At 52.7% G+C, this 15,508-nt stretch carries 17 protein-coding genes; 16 read left to right on the top strand and 1 reads right to left on the bottom strand.

The annotated features are described in order from the left end of the window. The first annotated feature begins 2 nt into the window (after positions 1-2). Positions 3-1,475 (top strand): ribosome biogenesis GTPase Der, encoded by a 1,473-nt coding sequence (gene der / locus J6J28_RS01765; protein ID WP_301719573.1) that lies wholly within the window; start codon positions 3-5, stop codon positions 1,473-1,475. Positions 1,476-1,618: 143 nt separating this feature from the next. After that, positions 1,619-1,993, top strand: coding sequence for a ribosome-associated heat shock protein Hsp15 (hslR, locus tag J6J28_RS01770; protein ID WP_301719574.1), 375 nt, complete (start codon positions 1,619-1,621; stop codon positions 1,991-1,993). A 62-nt stretch (positions 1,994-2,055) separates the two neighbouring features. On the opposite strand, the gene hslO is transcribed toward hslR, so the two are convergent. After that, on the bottom strand, positions 2,056-2,883 hold the full coding sequence (hslO, locus tag J6J28_RS01775; RefSeq protein WP_301719575.1) for an Hsp33 family molecular chaperone HslO: 828 nt from the start codon (positions 2,881-2,883) through the stop codon (positions 2,056-2,058). Between the two features lie 132 nt (positions 2,884-3,015). Between hslO and gspC the strand changes: the two genes are divergently transcribed. The 14 genes from gspC (at position 3,016) to J6J28_RS01845 (ending at position 15,490) form a co-directional block, all read left to right on the top strand. Next, positions 3,016-3,951, top strand: a complete 936-nt coding sequence (gspC, locus tag J6J28_RS01780; RefSeq protein ID WP_301719576.1) for a type II secretion system protein GspC — start codon at positions 3,016-3,018, stop codon at positions 3,949-3,951. Between the two features lie 13 nt (positions 3,952-3,964). Next, the gene (gene gspD, locus J6J28_RS01785; protein WP_301719577.1) at positions 3,965-6,076 is read left to right on the top strand and encodes a type II secretion system secretin GspD; all 2,112 of its coding nucleotides are present in this window, start codon (positions 3,965-3,967) and stop codon (positions 6,074-6,076) included. Beyond that, a complete protein-coding gene (gene gspE, locus J6J28_RS01790; protein ID WP_301719578.1) occupies positions 6,069-7,544 on the top strand; it encodes a type II secretion system ATPase GspE in 1,476 nt (491 codons plus the stop codon). The genes gspD and gspE overlap by 8 nt, the downstream gene beginning before the upstream one ends. 2 nt (positions 7,545-7,546) lie before the next feature. Continuing rightward, positions 7,547-8,791 carry a type II secretion system inner membrane protein GspF gene (gspF, locus tag J6J28_RS01795; RefSeq protein WP_301719579.1) on the top strand — a complete coding sequence of 415 codons (1,245 nt, stop codon included), beginning with the start codon at positions 7,547-7,549 and terminating at the stop codon, positions 8,789-8,791. Between the two features lie 12 nt (positions 8,792-8,803). Next, positions 8,804-9,226 carry a type II secretion system major pseudopilin GspG gene (gene gspG, locus J6J28_RS01800; RefSeq protein WP_301719580.1) on the top strand — a complete coding sequence of 141 codons (423 nt, stop codon included), beginning with the start codon at positions 8,804-8,806 and terminating at the stop codon, positions 9,224-9,226. Next, positions 9,192-9,767, top strand: coding sequence for a pilus assembly FimT family protein (locus J6J28_RS01805; protein ID WP_301719581.1), 576 nt, complete (start codon positions 9,192-9,194; stop codon positions 9,765-9,767). The genes gspG and J6J28_RS01805 overlap by 35 nt, the downstream gene beginning before the upstream one ends. Next, positions 9,764-10,129 carry a type II secretion system minor pseudopilin GspI gene (gene gspI / locus J6J28_RS01810; protein ID WP_301719582.1) on the top strand — a complete coding sequence of 122 codons (366 nt, stop codon included), beginning with the start codon at positions 9,764-9,766 and terminating at the stop codon, positions 10,127-10,129. Before J6J28_RS01805 ends, gspI begins: the two co-directional genes overlap by 4 nt. Then, on the top strand, positions 10,126-10,701 hold the full coding sequence (gspJ, locus tag J6J28_RS01815; protein ID WP_301719583.1) for a type II secretion system minor pseudopilin GspJ: 576 nt from the start codon (positions 10,126-10,128) through the stop codon (positions 10,699-10,701). Before gspI ends, gspJ begins: the two co-directional genes overlap by 4 nt. Next, positions 10,685-11,764 carry a type II secretion system minor pseudopilin GspK gene (gspK, locus tag J6J28_RS01820; protein WP_301719584.1) on the top strand — a complete coding sequence of 360 codons (1,080 nt, stop codon included), beginning with the start codon at positions 10,685-10,687 and terminating at the stop codon, positions 11,762-11,764. The genes gspJ and gspK overlap by 17 nt, the downstream gene beginning before the upstream one ends. Continuing rightward, the gene (gspL, locus tag J6J28_RS01825; protein ID WP_301719585.1) at positions 11,764-12,903 is read left to right on the top strand and encodes a type II secretion system protein GspL; all 1,140 of its coding nucleotides are present in this window, start codon (positions 11,764-11,766) and stop codon (positions 12,901-12,903) included. The genes gspK and gspL overlap by 1 nt, the downstream gene beginning before the upstream one ends. Before the next feature lie 3 nt (positions 12,904-12,906). Further along, entirely contained in the window at positions 12,907-13,419 is a 513-nt protein-coding gene (locus J6J28_RS01830; RefSeq protein WP_301719586.1) for a type II secretion system protein GspM, read from the top strand. Beyond that, entirely contained in the window at positions 13,416-14,189 is a 774-nt protein-coding gene (locus J6J28_RS01835) for a type II secretion system protein N (protein ID WP_301719587.1), read from the top strand. Before J6J28_RS01830 ends, J6J28_RS01835 begins: the two co-directional genes overlap by 4 nt. Before the next feature lie 50 nt (positions 14,190-14,239). Next, positions 14,240-15,067, top strand: coding sequence for a mechanosensitive ion channel domain-containing protein (locus tag J6J28_RS01840; protein ID WP_301719588.1), 828 nt, complete (start codon positions 14,240-14,242; stop codon positions 15,065-15,067). Positions 15,068-15,145: 78 nt separating this feature from the next. Beyond that, a complete protein-coding gene (locus J6J28_RS01845; protein ID WP_301719589.1) occupies positions 15,146-15,490 on the top strand; it encodes a hypothetical protein in 345 nt (114 codons plus the stop codon). Positions 15,491-15,508: the final 18 nt, after the last annotated feature.

Raw genomic sequence — 15,508 nt, forward strand, 5'->3', positions numbered from 1 at the left:
GAATGTTACCTGTTGTGGCCTTGGTCGGCCGCCCGAATGTGGGCAAATCTACCCTGTTTAACCGGCTTACCCGAACAAGGGACGCACTGGTAGCAGACTTCCCAGGTCTGACGCGCGATCGTAAATACGGTCGCGCGAATTACGATGGTTATCAATTTATCGTTATTGACACCGCCGGTGTTCATGGCGATGAGGAAGGTATTGATGCCGAGATGGCGTCGCAGTCTCTGCGCGCTATCGACGAAGCCGATGTAGTGTTGTTCATGGTCGATGCCCGCGATGGCATCACCAGCGCCGACATGGGCATTGCCAAACATCTGCGCAATATCGGTAAGAAAGCGTATGTGGTGGCGAATAAAATCGATGGTATTGACGCTGAAGCGGCGCAGGCGGATTTTTACGAGCTGGGCTTAGGCGAGATTTATGGTATCGCTGCTGCGCATGGACGCGGCGTTGAACAGCTGCTGACACGCTGCTTTACTCCGCTGACGGATGACTACCCGGAGCTTTTGGTGGCCAACAGCGCAACCGCTGAAGCTACTGTCGATGGCGAAGCCGTCGAGGCGAGCGAGGATTTAACCCACGACCAGATCGACTACGACAGCCTGCCGTTGAAGCTGGCTATTGTCGGCCGTCCGAACGTGGGTAAGTCAACACTCACTAACCGTATTCTTGGTGAAGAGCGGGTGGTGGTGTTTGACATGCCAGGCACCACCCGTGACTCGATTTACATCCCCATGGAACGTGATGGGCGCGAGTACATTTTGATCGATACCGCTGGCGTGCGCCGGCGCGGCAAAATCGACGAAACCGTAGAAAAATTCTCGGTCATTAAGACCCTGCAGGCAATTGACGACGCCAACGTGGTCATCTGCGTGGTCGATGCGCGGGAGACGATTTCCGATCAGGATTTGAACCTGATTGGTTTTGCCCTGAATGCCGGACGCTCCATTGTTATCGCGGTGAATAAGTGGGATGGTCTGACAAATGATCATCGCGAAGAGATTAAGCGTGAGCTCGACCGCCGTCTTGGTTTTGTCGATTTTGCCCGCGTGCACTTCATCTCTGCCTTGCATGGCAGCGGTGTTGGCAATCTCTTTGAATCGGTGCTCGAAGCTTATGCCAGTGCCACACAGCGGGTTGGCACTTCGAAACTGACCCGTATCCTGGAAACTGCGGTTGACGAGCATCAGCCCCCCTTGGTGCGCGGTCGCCGGGTGAAGCTTAAATATGCTCACGCGGGTGGCTACAATCCGCCCCGGGTGATTATTCATGGCAATCAGGTCACAGATTTACCAGGTTCCTATCAACGTTACCTGACCAACTATTTCCGTAAGTCGCTGGGGATCATGGGAACGCCGATTAAAGTTGAGTTCCGCGAATCGGAGAATCCGTTCGCCGGTCGCAAGAATAAGCTCACCACCACTCAGCTGCGTAAACGCAAGCGCTTGATGAAGTTCATCAAGAAAAAATAATTTGGTTGCTACCGGAACTGCTGCCCGAAGTTTTACTTCGGGTCTGGCGCATACCTATGCGCTGAAATTGATGTGAGGTGTCGACTCGACTATCTTTTTAGTAGCGAGCATGAGTAGCTTAAAAAGGATAATCAGGATCCCCTATGGAAAACGTACGTCTTGATAAATGGCTGTGGGCGGCACGCTTTTATAAAACGCGTTCGTTGTCGAGGCAGATGGTTCAGTCAGGCAAGGTCCAGGTCGACGGCCAGCGGGCCAAGCCAGCGAAAACCATTGTTACCGGGCAGTTGATAAAACTGAGCCAGGGCAGCAGCGTCATGGAAGTAGAAGTGCTTGAGCTCAGTGATCAACGCCGCGGAGCACCTGAGGCGCAAAAGCTTTATCAGGAAACACCGGAATCCATCGAGCGTCGTGAACGCGAAGCCGAGCTACGCAAAATGAATGCGATGAACAATCCGCACCCCGATCATAAGCCCGACAAAAAAGAGCGCAGACAGCTGCTTAAAATGAAGCGTTAACGCTAATTGACGAGCAAAGCCCACAGTCAAACTGCGGGCCCGGTATAGGAGATAGTGCGGGTTTACAGATCCGCTTCAGTGAAACGGTACTCAGTCAGGCAATAGTCACAGGTCATGACAATTTCGCCTTCCTCACGCAAGACTTCAGTGATTTCTTCAGCAGGAACCGTAGCTAAAGCTGCAAGGGTGCGATCACGTGAGCAACCGCAGTGGAAGTTGACCCGCTGGGCACCATAAACTTCGACCTTTTCCTGATGATACAAGCGGTGCAAGATCTCTTCGCCATGCAGTGTGTACAGCTCATTCGCGGTCATAGTTGAAGTCAGCGTTTCCAGATGGTTAAACGCACTAAGGTCATGCCCTGCTGCGGGCAGCACCTGTAGCATCATTCCCGCGGCATATTCGCCATCAGCGTTAAGCCAGATCCGCGTGTGCAATTGTTCAGATTGTGCAAAATAATTTTCAACCACCTGCGCCAGGCTATCAGCATTGGCATCAACCACGCCCTGATAACGCTCGCCTTGGTCAGGCGTGATGGTGATGACCATCACCGCTTTACCTAATAAGGTACGAAAATCATTTTCGTCATCAGCAATATCAGCACGCAAGCGGGCCAGGCCCCGCAAGTCCTGTTCATGGGAGCCATTTACGGCAAGAAAATTAATCGGGCCATCGCCCTGAACTTGCAGGTTAATATGGCCCTCAAACTTCAAGGTTGCGCTGAGCAGCGCCGTGGTCGCCATAAGCTCACCGAGCAGTCGCTGCACTGGCGCAGGGTAGTTGTGCCCTTGCAGCATGCGCTGATAACTGGTACTTAGTTGTACAAGCTCGCCGCGCACGTCTTGCTCAGAAAAGGTATATCGGTAAAGTTGGTCAGTGGGGTAGTTCATGTCACTTCATCACTATGTAATATTTTGTACGCATAATACCATATTCACCTAATTTGATCTGTTCAGTTCGCACCTAAGGGGTTAGAATGAATTTCAACTCTGTGTTGTCACAAAATTATAACGAAACCAAGCATGCAGATTCAGAATCCACAATTAAAGCGTCTATTCACACTGGTTAGCGAACCGCGAATTCTTCGTGGTTTACTCTGGATGCTGACTGCATTGTTTGCGGTCTATGCAGTCTGGCTGTTGGCGCAGCTTACCTGGCAACTGATTGCGCCTGCGAAAGCACCTGCCAGCGGACCCTTGGTGGTACAGCTTACGCAACAGTCTCAGGGAAACCAAGGTCGCGTTGCCAGCCTCGCCGATCTTAATCTTTTTGGCACCACCACCGTCAAGCAAGACTCCAGTCGGGCACCTAAAACCAACCTTAATGTACGTTTGCTCGGGGTAACGGCGAGCTCCGTGCCGGCACGTTCGGCGGCCATTATTGAAAAGGATCGCAATCAGGAAGTGTACGTGGTGGGCGATAAAATAGCAGGCACCCAAGTCACCATCGAAGAGATTTACGCGGATCGCGTAATTCTCAATAATAGCGGTGTATTGGAAACGCTCGAACTGGAAGGTATTGGCGAACTGAGTGAGGGATTATCATTGACGCTGGATAGCCAGCAATCAGCACAACGAGAACCTGAACAGCAAACCGATTGGGCGGACAGAGGCAGTCGTTATGACCCCTCCCAGCGCCAAGCCATGCAGCGTGTGCGCTCCGGCGGCGCCACGGCGTTAATGGACGTGATTCGCATTATCCCCGCAATGTCCGGTGAGGGTTTGCAAGGCTACCGGTTATCACCAGGAAATAATCCGGAACTATTTACGGCCGCTGGATTTCAACCCGGTGATATCGCGGTGGCAATCAATGGCCAGGATTTAACCAATGTAGCAAGTGCCCAAGTGGCAATCGATGAACTTCGACAAGCGCGCCAAGTCATTGTGACGGTGTTGCGCGATAATAATTATCTCGATCTGGAACTTACTGTTCCCGACGAGCAACCGAACGCTAACTAGAATAGGACCAACTATGCGCATTTTCACCACCGCATCGATTTGGCTCACCAGCATGAGTTTAGCCTGCGCTCTTGGCGTCAGTGCCAGTGCTTTTGCGCAACAAGCCCAACGTGGAAGTACTAACGAGCAGCCTGTTGAATACGCTGCCAGCTTCAAAAATACAGATATTACCGAGTTCATTCAGGTCGTCGGTCGAAACCTGGAAAAGACCATGATTATCGATCCCGACGTGCGCGGAACCATTGATGTGCGCAGCTACGATGTAATGACGGAAGAACAGTACTGGCAGTTCTTCCTGAACGTACTGGAAGTCTATGGCTTTGCTACGGTCACTATGGAATCCGGCGTGGTCAAAGTCATGCGTGACAAAGATGCGCGTAACGGTGCGATCCCCGTAGTGGATGATAATGCATTGGGTGGTGATACCTTGGTGACTCGCGTTGTGCCGGTGAACAATGTCAGTGTACGTGAACTCGCACCACTATTGCGGTTGCTAGCGGACAGCAGCGGCGGCGGTAATGTGGTCAGCTACGACCCCTCAAACGTGATTATGATTACAGGGCGCAGCGAAACCGTGCAGCGTCTGACTGAAATTATTGAGCGCGTTGACCGTGCGGGTAACCAGGACGTTGACGTGGTGAAGCTTGAATACGCGTCTGCCGCGGAAATCGTGCGCATCGCCTCGGCGCTCTATGAAAAAGCGAATGAAGGTACGCCCCCCTTACTGATCCCGAAAGTGGTTGCCGATGAACGCACCAATTCCGTGATTGTCAGTGGTGAGCCGCGCGCCCGCCAACGCGTCGTGGAGCTGATTAATCGTCTCGACCAGGACCTGAAAAGCGAAGGCAATACCCGGGTGTATTACTTAAAGTATGCCAAAGCCAAAGAGCTGGTAGAGGTGCTACAGGGCGTCAGCGAGAGCATTCAGGCAGAAATGAGCAGTGCGGGGGCACCGAATCAGCAAGCGCGGATGACGCGCACAGGTGGTGGTGGACCGAATAATTCGCAAATCAATATATCTGCACACGAAGACAGTAATTCATTAGTGATTACTGCCCAGCCTGATTTATTGGCTAATCTGGAAAACGTGATCCGTCAACTGGATATCCGTCGCGCTCAGGTACACGTAGAGGCCATTATCGTTGAGATTCTGGAAGGCGACGGGATTGACCTTGGCCTGCAGTGGATTTCCGAAGACGGCGGTATGGTGCAGTACTCGAATGGTCGTCAGGTACCTATTGGTCCACTCGCCGCGGCGGCTTATCAGGCGCGTGAGCGGGAAGGGCGTACCACCCAGACCATCGTTGACGGTAATCTGGTCACGACCACCGAGCCTGATGAACCCGGCGACGTGAGCTTGCTCGCGGAGCTGTTGGGCAACGTGAACGGTATGATGATTGGGGTGGTGAAAAACGATTGGGGTGCGATCTTGCAAGCCGTATCGACCACCACCAACTCAAATATCCTTGCTACGCCGAGTATTATGACCGTAGATAACGAAGAAGCTTCTTTCTTAGTGGGTCAGTCGGTACCGACCATTACCGGTGCTACAGCTGGCGATAACAATACCAATCCGTTCCAGACGGTCGAACGTGAAGATATTGGTATCAAGCTTAAAGTGACGCCGCAGATTAATGAAGGCAACGCGGTGCAGCTGATTATCGAGCAGGAAGTTTCCAGCCTGAGTGGCGCTACCGCAGTAGATATCACTATCAACAAACGCTCACTGAAAACCACAGTGATGGCTGACGATGGCGAAACCATTGTGCTTGGTGGCCTGATCGATGAAGACGTGCAAGAAAGTGAGTCGAAGATCCCATTGTTGGGTGACATACCCCTGGTCGGCGCACTGTTTCGCAGTACTTCAACTACTCGTCAGAAACGTAACTTGATGATATTCCTGCGCCCGACCATCGTTCGCGATACTTCGACCGCGCAAGGTCTGAGTAGCCGCAAATATAACTACATGCGCGCCCAGCAACTGAAGCGTCAGGATAAGGGCATCACCTTAATGCCAAATACGGATACGCCGGTACTGTCTGAGTTTGAAGAGTCAGAATTGGCTATTCCACCGGAGTTAAAGGAGTATCTCGATAAGCATAACGGAGGCAACGGCAATGACTAATGTTGCCGAAGTCGCAGCGCGAATTGCGCCCCGGCGCCTGCCGTTTGGCTTTGCCAAGCGCTATGGCGTAGTGGTCGCAGACGTGCAGGCTGAGGGCGAAGCAGATGCGCATTGCACTGTGCACTGCCGTAACGATGTCGAACGAAGTGTACTGATTGAGGTCCGGCGTGCCTTAGGCATGCCATTTACCGTGATTGAGCACCAAGCCGATGAGTTTGAGGCGATTCTGACCCAGGCCTATCAGCGCGATTCCTCCGAAGCGAAGCAGCTGATGGAAGATATTGGTAATGAGACCAATTTATTTTCATTAGCCGATGAGCTGCCGCAAACAGAAGACTTACTCGAAAGTGAAGACGATGCGCCCATTATCAAACTGATCAACGCCATGTTGTCAGAAGCGATTAAAGAAGGGGCGTCGGACATTCATATCGAGACTTTTGAAAAGGATCTGCTCATCCGCTTCCGTATTGACGGCGTCTTGCGGGAAGTGATTCGTCCTAACCGTAAGCTCAGCTCGTTGCTGGTCTCGCGGATCAAGGTGATGGCACAGCTCGATATCGCGGAAAAACGCGTGCCGCAAGATGGCCGCATTAGCTTGCTTATCGCTGGCCGAGCGGTCGATGTGCGGGTTTCAACCATGCCGTCAAATCACGGTGAGCGGGTGGTGCTGCGCCTGTTAGATAAGAATAACGCCCGTCTAAACCTGCAACAGCTGGGAATGACCGAGGCCAACCGCAATATTTTTGCCCAGCTGATTACCAAACCCCACGGCATTATTTTGGTCACTGGTCCAACGGGGTCAGGTAAATCAACCACACTGTATGCCGGGTTGATGGAGATCAACTCCAAAGACCGCAATATTCTGACCGTCGAAGACCCCATCGAGTATGCCATTGACGGGATCGGCCAAATGCAGGTCAACCCGCGCGTGGACATGACCTTTGCCCGCGGTTTGCGGGCAATACTGCGGCAAGATCCCGATGTGGTGATGGTCGGTGAGATCCGTGACGTGGAGACAGCGCAAATTGGTGTACAGGCTTCCTTAACCGGTCACCTGGTGCTCTCAACCTTGCACACCAATACCGCAGCAGGTGCCATAACTCGTCTTGAAGATATGGGGGTTGAACCGTTCTTGTTGAGCTCATCGCTGCTCGCGGTGTTATCGCAACGCTTGGTGCGCACCTTGTGTGAAGACTGCAAAATTCAAATCACTGCAGAAAGTCAGGAATGCCGCGCTGTGGGTTGTGATAAATGTAACCATACTGGCTACCGCGGACGAACCGGTATTCACGAACTCCTGGTGGTGGATGAATATATTCGTGAGCTCGTGCACAACGGTCATGGCGAACAGGCCATTGAAAAATATGTCCGTAAAACCACACCGAGCATCCGTCAGGACGGTCTGGATAAAGTCATGCAAGGCATCACCACACGCGAAGAAGTGTTGCGTGTGACGCGCGAGGAATAACTATGGGCGCGTTTTCCTATCATGCGTTGGACGCCAACGGACGTAAAAAGACCGGCGTACTTGAAGCGGATACTGAGCGCCAGGTGCGTCAGTTATTGCGTGACCAGGGCTTATTGCCGGTTAACGTTGAAGTCGCCGAACAAAGTTCAACGGCAACAAGTGCGGGCGAAACTGGCCTCAGTGGTTGGTGGGCGCGGCGGAAGATACGGAAAATCAGCTCCTCTGATCTGGCTCTAATCACACGCCAGTTGGCGACCTTAGTTGCAGCAGCCATGCCGATTGAGCAGGCCTTGCTGGCGGTCGCGGAACAAACCGATAAACCACGCCTGCAGAAGCTCGTCATGGCAGTGCGCTCACGGGTCGTGGAAGGTTATTCACTGGCGGTAGCTATGGCCGACTATCCGCACATCTTCGATAAGCTTTTTACCGCAATGGTGGCCGCGGGCGAACGCTCGGGCCACCTTGATGAAGTGCTCAATCGCCTTGCCGATTACACCGAGCAGCGCCACCAACTGAAAGGCCAGCTGACTCAGGCTCTGGTGTACCCGTTCGTGCTGACCTTCGTGGCGATTAGTGTCATTATTTTCCTGCTGGTGTCCGTGGTACCGCAAATTGTCGAGCAATTTAGCAATATTGGCCAGGACTTACCTTTTATCACGCGAGCCTTGTTGGCGGTGAGCGAGTTTTTGCAGTTCTTCGGTCCCTTTATTCTGGTGGCGGGTCTGCTGGCACTGGTGATCCTTGGACAGATGCTCCGCAATGATAAGCGCCGCGATAAGTTTCATGCCTGGCAACTGAAACTGCCGCTCATTGGTGGTGTCATAAAGGGTGTGAACACGGCACGATTTGCGCGTACTCTGAGTATTTTGACTGCATCTGCCGTGCCACTATTGGAAGGCTTACAGATCACCGGTCGCGTGCTGAGTAACCGCGCCATGCAGATTGCTGTCAATGACGCTGCCGATCGTGTGCGTGAAGGCTCGTCACTGCGGGCAGCGCTAGCGCAAACCAAATTGTTCCCGCCGATGATGTTGCACATGATTGCGGCGGGTGAAAAGTCCGGTCAGTTGGAACAGATGTTGGGTCGCGCGGCGGACAACCAGGATCGCGATTTTGAAAACACTATGAATGTGGCATTAAAAATATTTGAACCGGCCTTGATCATTGTGATGGCTGCGGTGGTCCTAGTCATCGTGATGGCTATTATTCAGCCGATCTTGCAATTGAATCAGGCGGTCGGCCTGTAATCTGGAGGAAGTATGCAAAAAACGAAAGGTTTTTCACTGATCGAAGTGATGGTGGTCATTGTCATTTTGGGCCTTTTGGCAACGATGATTTTGCCGAACGTGTTGGGTTCAGCAGAGCAAGCCAATCGACAAAAAGTGAAGTCAGATATTGTGGCGCTGGAGAACGCTTTATCGCAGTACAAACTCGATAACGGTATGTTCCCTACCACCGAGCAAGGGCTCGAAGCATTGCTGAATGAACCTACCACGGAACCTACACCGCGTAACTACCGCCGTGGTGGTTACATTCAGCGGTTGCCGCAAGACCCGTACGGTTCAGATTATTTGTTGCTGAGCCCAGGTGAGTACAGTGATATCGATATTTTCTCAGCCGGTGAAGACCGTCAGCCAGGCACCGAAGATGACATCGGCAACTGGAACCTTGAACAGAACTAAGGCAGGGTTCACCCTTGTCGAAATCATGGTGACCATTGCCATCATCGGAGTGTTGGCGATGACGGTGTCCTTTGTCATTCCCGACCAACAGGACGACCAAATCAGCGAGACCGCTGAAGACCTGCATCAACGCATTCGTTATGCACAGGAATATGCACTCGTTCGGCATGCCATACTCGGGTTACATCTGACTCAGGATGGCTACCGATTTCTGCAGTGGCGCGAGCAGCAATGGCAACCCATCGAACAACGGGGCCTACGGGCGCAAAACTGGCCCGAGGGCATGGTTTGGGAAATCGATAGCGAAACCGAAGAACTGCTCGGGCAGGATGAAGATGCCGTGGAATCCTTTTTCGCTCCGAAAGAGGAGCGTAACAACGAAGACGAAGAGGCGGTGATGCCGCAGTTATGGATCCTCGGCAGCGGCGACATTTCGGTATTTACCCTGACGCTTGGTTCGATGGATGTGTTTACCAGTCGCAGCTGGCGTCTGGCCAGTGAAGATGGTTACCAGGTTAGCTTAGAGCCGGTGGATGAATGAAGCCTAAGTCGTCCGGATTCACGCTCATTGAAGTCATGGCCGCCTTGGCCATTTTTGCTATGGCTGCGCTGGCCGGAGTTGCCGCAGCGACGAGTCACCTGAATGACTTAGCTTACATGCAAGAACGGACACTGGCGCGTTACGCAGCGAGCAATGCACTGGCACGATTATCGCTCCGCGAAGAGCCGCAAAAACTGACCCAGGGCGCAGAAACCGTGGGCGATCGACAGTGGCATTGGCGCGCGACCTTTACCGAAACTGTCACCGGCGATGTGCTTTACGTCGAAGTGACCGTCAGACCCAGCGTAGAGAGTACTGACTCCAGCTATGTCCTTGGCCGGTACCTCGAGGTGCAGCCATGAGAGGCTTTACGCTGGTCGAAGTTTTAGTGGCGATGGTGGTGTTTGCCATCATCGGTTTAGCCAGTGCCGCGGTGGTGAACACCATGATGCGAACCAACGAGCAAAGCGCCGAAGCACGCGAACAGCTGGCAGAATTACAACAGGCCATGTTTTTATTGGAGCAGGACCTGCGCCAGGCGGTGTCACGGCGCACCCCAGAGGGCGACTATTATGTCCGTGCCGGTTGGTTTAATCCCGGCAACTTACTGCCGCGTAGCGAATTACAACCGGTGCGTTACCAGATCGATGATCAGAAAAACCTGGTCCGGCAGCACTACATTTATGTCGATATGAGTGCCAGCCAGGAACCCGTAGAACGGGTGATTTTAAAAGGAGTCACCAGTTTCCAGGTGGAGCCGATTATTAAAGGCGAAGACGGTCAGGATCGCGCCAGCATGGCCGCCGAAATTGAAGATAGCGAGTCGATGGCGATTCCTGATGGTTTGGAAGTGACTCTCGAAACCGAGCGTTGGGGCACCATTGTTCGGGTGTTTGTGCTCAACGGAGGCGATTTCAGTGAACCGGAAATTTGATCTGAATCGCTCGTCACCGCAACGTCAGCAGGGCGTGGCGCTGATTATGGTGCTACTGGTGGTGGCGCTGGTAACGGTGTTGGCGGTGCAGCTCAGTGAGAAGTTGCAAATGAACGTTGTGCGCACCACGAACTACCAGCAAACCGAGCAGGCCTATTGGTACATGCTGAGCGCCGAAGAAATCGCCCGCAACTTATTACAGCTGCAACTTGATGAAAGCGATGGTGTGGTGCATCAGGAGCAAGTCTGGTATCAGCAGACGCAGGACGAACGGGTGTACCCGATCGAAGGTGGCGGCTTGGTCAGGGTCGGCATTAAAGATCTGCACAGCTGCTTTAATTTAAACGCACTCAAGGGTGATGGTCTTAGCAACGAGCAGCTGGCGCGACGCAAGGTACAGTTTCGTATGTTGCTACTGGCGGCAGTACCCGACATGGACGCGTATACTGCCGATACTATTGTCGAGAGTCTGGCCGATTGGCTGGATAAAGATGACCGACTCAGTAGCGGCTATGGTGCAGAGCGCGCGGATTATGAGAGTCTCGCAGTGCCGTACCAGGCCGCTAACGACTATTTAGTGCATGAAAGCGAGCTACGGCTTATTCGTGGCGTCACTCAGCCGATCTTTCAAGCGCTGAAGCCGTTTGTTTGTGTGATTCCGAACAGCAATAAGCTGCGCTTGAACTTTAATACGGTCGCCGAGGAACACGGCGAGCTCTTGCATGCGGTGAGCCTTGGCGGGCTGACGACAGATGCGGGGAATGCAGCACTAGCGGAACGTCCGGACGACGGCTATGACCGTGTTGAAGATACGCAAAGCAACTCGATTTTACAGCAAGCGGCACAGCAGACCATTCGGCCGGACTTTGGTGGCGTTCCGCAAGCGAGCGGCGTTACGGCTGAAACCATCGGCGGCATGTTCGACGATCTGGTGGTAAAAAGTAGTTATTTTGAATTAGATACCCATGTTAGCGTAGGCGATATGGTGCTACGCGGGCAAAGTAAACTCTACATAGGTACCGACGAGACCGTGGTGCTCATGCGTGGGTTAGGAGAACCTTAATGGAACAACTGTATATTCATTTGGCGCAGCCGGTGCAATGGCTGATCTGGCATCCTGGTCAGCGGGAAGTCATCGCCAGTGGTGAACTGGCAGATGCGCAAGCGCTCTCACAGCTACGCGAGCAGGCGCAGCGCTGCGAAGTGACGCTGTTCGTACCAGGTCAGGAGGTCAGCTTGACCGAGGTCCGCTTGCCATCAGGTTCACAACGTCTGCTACCGCAACTGATCCCTAACGCACTTGAAGATGAACTTGCCAGCGAGATTGAGAGTTTACATTTTGCCTGGCCGGCGCATGCCAAACCTGCCGGCGTGGAACAGCCGATACCGGTCACTGTAGTACAGCGGCAACGGATGCAAGACTGGGTGAGCGCCCTCGACGCCGCCGGAATCGAATGCGAAGCGATTTACCCAGATTACTTCATGTTGCCCGTAATGGAGCAAGGCTGTCAGTTAGAGCTGGGTCAATCTATCCTGGTTCGGCAGGGGCAATGGCAGGCCTACAGTGTGGACTATCCGCCCGTGTTTCCGATTGCTGGCGAGAACATCAGCGAGCAGTTTGAACTCCCGTTGCAAGTGGCATCACTGGGTCATGCCACTGGCAGTATTAATTTGCGTCACGGCGAGTTTAGGGTAGCGCGCAAACGTAGTAAGCAGCAATTTAAGCTACCATGGCGTGCTGCAGGCATTGCCGCGGCTATCGCGCTGGTCGCACTTTTTGCTCAACAGCTGGTGACCTATGTTCAGCTCGGTCAGGAAAATGAAGCGCTAAACACGGCCATTAACGAAACCTACCAGACGGCGTTTCCAAACGAGTCACGCATTGTCAATGTGCGTAGCCAGTTACGCCAGCACTTAGCTGAGGTGGGTAGCAGTGCGACAACGTCCAGCGCAGCGTCTCAGTCAGGACTGAACCTGTTGGCACAGCTTGATTCGGCATTTCGGGCAACACCTGAGTTACAGGTAGAATTACTGCGGTACAGTAATCAAGCGTTGACCTTGCAGGTGAATGCCGATGATTTTGATACTTTGCAACGCTTTCAGGAGGTTGCCGGGCAGTCAGGTTTGTCAGTGAAACAGGGGCAAGTGACCAATCAAGACGGTGTGGTCACCGGCAATTTCGAAGTGCGTGAGGAGAGTTAAGCGATGTTGCATGAACAACTTCAACTACGTTGGCAACAGCTCAATAACCGTGAGCGGTTATTGGTAAGTTTGGCTGGCATCGTACTGGCTATCAGTGTCGTCTATTTTGCCCTTTGGCAACCGCTGCAAAGTGGTATCGAGCAGCGTCAGTTGCAGCGTGACGCACAGCTGGAAACTCTGTCCTGGGTGCGTGAGAACACAGGTCGCTACCTGGCGCTCAAGCAACAGTCAGGACAACCTCAAACGGGAACTACTGCGCGGCGTGCGAATGAACTTGGCGATATTCCGCGGCTGGTCACCGAGTTTGCGCGAGCCCAGCAACTTGACGTCGGACGGATGAATCCGGAAGGCGATAGCTTAGTTGTGGTACTCAATGATGTCCCCTTCGAACGGGTGTTGGCACTTCTTGATGCGCTTCAGGCTGAATCGGGGCTGAGTATTGAACAACTCGATATCACTCGCGGCAACACACCAGGCCACGTACACGTGCGGCGGTTGAAGGTCGGCCTGGCATGAGTTGGCGTTGGTTACTCTGGTTAATTCCGGTTTATCTGGTCGGCTTGATCGTTTTCGCTCCAGCACGTTTGTTGCTGTGGTTCGTGCCGGCGAACAGTGGTGTTGAGCTAAGTGCTGTAGAAGGTAGTTTGTGGCAAGGACAGACCAACCTCAGCTATAAAGTTTCACCGCAGCAAAACCTGGTCTTTAATGAGGTCAGTTGGAAGTTGGCGCCAACCGCACTACTAAGCGGCAAGGCAGTGCTTGATTTGCAAATCCCAGCGACCAATGTGGTGGCAGGGGACGCCAGAGCTGAGTTGGGCTGGGGTGGTGATGTGCAAATTTCGGGCGAGTTCGGCGGTAATCTGCAGCAGGCGGTGGTTGCGTACCAGCTACCTGTTCCAGTGACTGTCGACGGGCGCTGGTCACTCGAGCTAGAGAATTTCCAGCTTGCTGATCTAAGCAGTGGCCTTTGGTGTAATCAATTGCTAGGGCAACTGGATACTCGGGGCACGGCGGTTCGTATTAATCGCCAATGGACGGACCTCGGTACGTTTGCCACGGCCTTGAGCTGCACAGCAAATAACGAAATTGTTGCTACTATGAAAGGTAATAACAGTGTCGGGTTAAGTTTTGAGACGCGTTTGGCAGGCAGTTACCAACGACCTCAGGTTGTTATTAACGGCAAATTGCAGCCTGGAGTGCAAACCCCCCGTGCCATTGCAGATGTGTTAGTGTTTCTCGGCAGAGCCGATGCGACGGGTGCCTATCCCTTTAAATTGCAGTTTTGAGCCAAGTTTTGATAGTTCGACCAATTAAGAAGTAATAAAGGAGAGTAGTAATGGAGAAATTTCTGACCTGGGTAACCGACAACCAGGAGCTTATCGTGAGCTACACGATTAAGTTTGTTGTCGCAATACTCATCTTGATCATCGGTAAGATGATTGCGAACAGTGTCGCCAAACTGATTGGCCGGGGCATGGAACGTAAAGGTGTCGATGGTGCCGTGATTAGTTTCCTTAGCGCCATTGTCAAAAGCGTTATTTTTATTGCTGCCGTACTGATGGCTCTATCCCAGGTTGGGGTGCAAACCACTTCGTTTATCGCGATCTTAGGTGCAGCGGGTCTGGCGATAGGTTTATCACTGCAAGGCTCACTGTCGAACATGGCATCCGGGGTACTGATCATTACCTTCCGCCCCTTCCGGGCCGGGGAGTATGTTGAAGCAGGTGGTGTTGCAGGTACAGTTCAGGAAGTAAATATTTTCCAAACGGTCCTTAAGACCCCTGATAATAAGGTAGTCTTTGTACCTAACGCGCAGATCACCAGTCAGCCAATTACCAACTACAGCCGCGAAGACACGCGCCGCGTTGACTTGTTAATTGGCGTCTCGTACGACGCGGATTTACATAAGACCAAAGAAGTTCTGGAGTCTGTGCTGAAAGCGGATGACCGCTTGCTAGAAGATCCCGCCTGGAATATTCAGGTGCACGCACTGAACAACTCGTCAGTCGACTTTATTGTGCGTCCGTGGGTTAACGTCGGTGATTATTGGCCGGTGTACTGGGACCTGATGCGTGAAATCAAGATTGCCCTTGATAAAAACGATATCGGCATTCCTTACCCACAAATGGACGTACATTTACATAAAGAGACTTCACAGAATTAGAACAAGGTGCTAGTCTTTAAAGTAATCTTGGAACATTTCCAAAGATTGGCCAATCAAGCACATAGAGGTGTATTTATTATGATTAAACGTACTGCATTAGCTGCAGCAATCAGCTTGGTATTAGCGCCAGCTGCATTCGCTCAGACAGGTGCAACCAGCGCAAACGGCGACAGCGACGGTGGTGGTTTCATCACTAAAGGTTCTGTAGCCGCTGCTGGTATCGTAGCGTTAACAATCGCTGCGACACTTGACAATGACGACTCAGACGTCACTCCGCCGCCGGAGCCTGAGCCGGAACCAGAGCCAGAGCCAGAGCCTGAGCCAGAACCTGAGCCAGAACCAGAGCCTGAGCCACCGGTGACCACAACAACGGCTCCAGTGGTAACGACGACTACAACGACTACAACAACCACGGGAATGTAATCCCAGGTTGATGAACTG

The organism is Pseudidiomarina terrestris (assembly GCF_030466375.1).
GTDB classification, from domain to species: domain Bacteria; phylum Pseudomonadota; class Gammaproteobacteria; order Enterobacterales; family Alteromonadaceae; genus Pseudidiomarina; species Pseudidiomarina terrestris.

What these genes read in the sequence shown, in the direction of transcription:
- der (WP_301719573.1), top strand. Translation starts at nt 3, where the DNA reads ATGTTACCTGTTGTGGCCTTGGTCGGCCGCCCGAATGTGGGCAAATCT.
- hslO (WP_301719575.1), bottom strand. Translation starts at nt 2,883, where the DNA reads ATGAACTACCCCACTGACCAACTTTACCGATATACCTTTTCTGAGCAA.
- J6J28_RS01805 (WP_301719581.1), top strand. Translation starts at nt 9,192, where the DNA reads ATGACATCGGCAACTGGAACCTTGAACAGAACTAAGGCAGGGTTCACC.
- J6J28_RS01845 (WP_301719589.1), top strand. Translation starts at nt 15,146, where the DNA reads ATGATTAAACGTACTGCATTAGCTGCAGCAATCAGCTTGGTATTAGCG.
- hslR (WP_301719574.1), top strand. Translation starts at nt 1,619, where the DNA reads ATGGAAAACGTACGTCTTGATAAATGGCTGTGGGCGGCACGCTTTTAT.
- J6J28_RS01840 (WP_301719588.1), top strand. Translation starts at nt 14,240, where the DNA reads ATGGAGAAATTTCTGACCTGGGTAACCGACAACCAGGAGCTTATCGTG.
- gspF (WP_301719579.1), top strand. Translation starts at nt 7,547, where the DNA reads ATGGGCGCGTTTTCCTATCATGCGTTGGACGCCAACGGACGTAAAAAG.
- gspG (WP_301719580.1), top strand. Translation starts at nt 8,804, where the DNA reads ATGCAAAAAACGAAAGGTTTTTCACTGATCGAAGTGATGGTGGTCATT.
- gspI (WP_301719582.1), top strand. Translation starts at nt 9,764, where the DNA reads ATGAAGCCTAAGTCGTCCGGATTCACGCTCATTGAAGTCATGGCCGCC.
- gspC (WP_301719576.1), top strand. Translation starts at nt 3,016, where the DNA reads ATGCAGATTCAGAATCCACAATTAAAGCGTCTATTCACACTGGTTAGC.
- J6J28_RS01835 (WP_301719587.1), top strand. Translation starts at nt 13,416, where the DNA reads ATGAGTTGGCGTTGGTTACTCTGGTTAATTCCGGTTTATCTGGTCGGC.
- gspL (WP_301719585.1), top strand. Translation starts at nt 11,764, where the DNA reads ATGGAACAACTGTATATTCATTTGGCGCAGCCGGTGCAATGGCTGATC.
- J6J28_RS01830 (WP_301719586.1), top strand. Translation starts at nt 12,907, where the DNA reads ATGTTGCATGAACAACTTCAACTACGTTGGCAACAGCTCAATAACCGT.
- gspJ (WP_301719583.1), top strand. Translation starts at nt 10,126, where the DNA reads ATGAGAGGCTTTACGCTGGTCGAAGTTTTAGTGGCGATGGTGGTGTTT.
- gspE (WP_301719578.1), top strand. Translation starts at nt 6,069, where the DNA reads ATGACTAATGTTGCCGAAGTCGCAGCGCGAATTGCGCCCCGGCGCCTG.
- gspD (WP_301719577.1), top strand. Translation starts at nt 3,965, where the DNA reads ATGCGCATTTTCACCACCGCATCGATTTGGCTCACCAGCATGAGTTTA.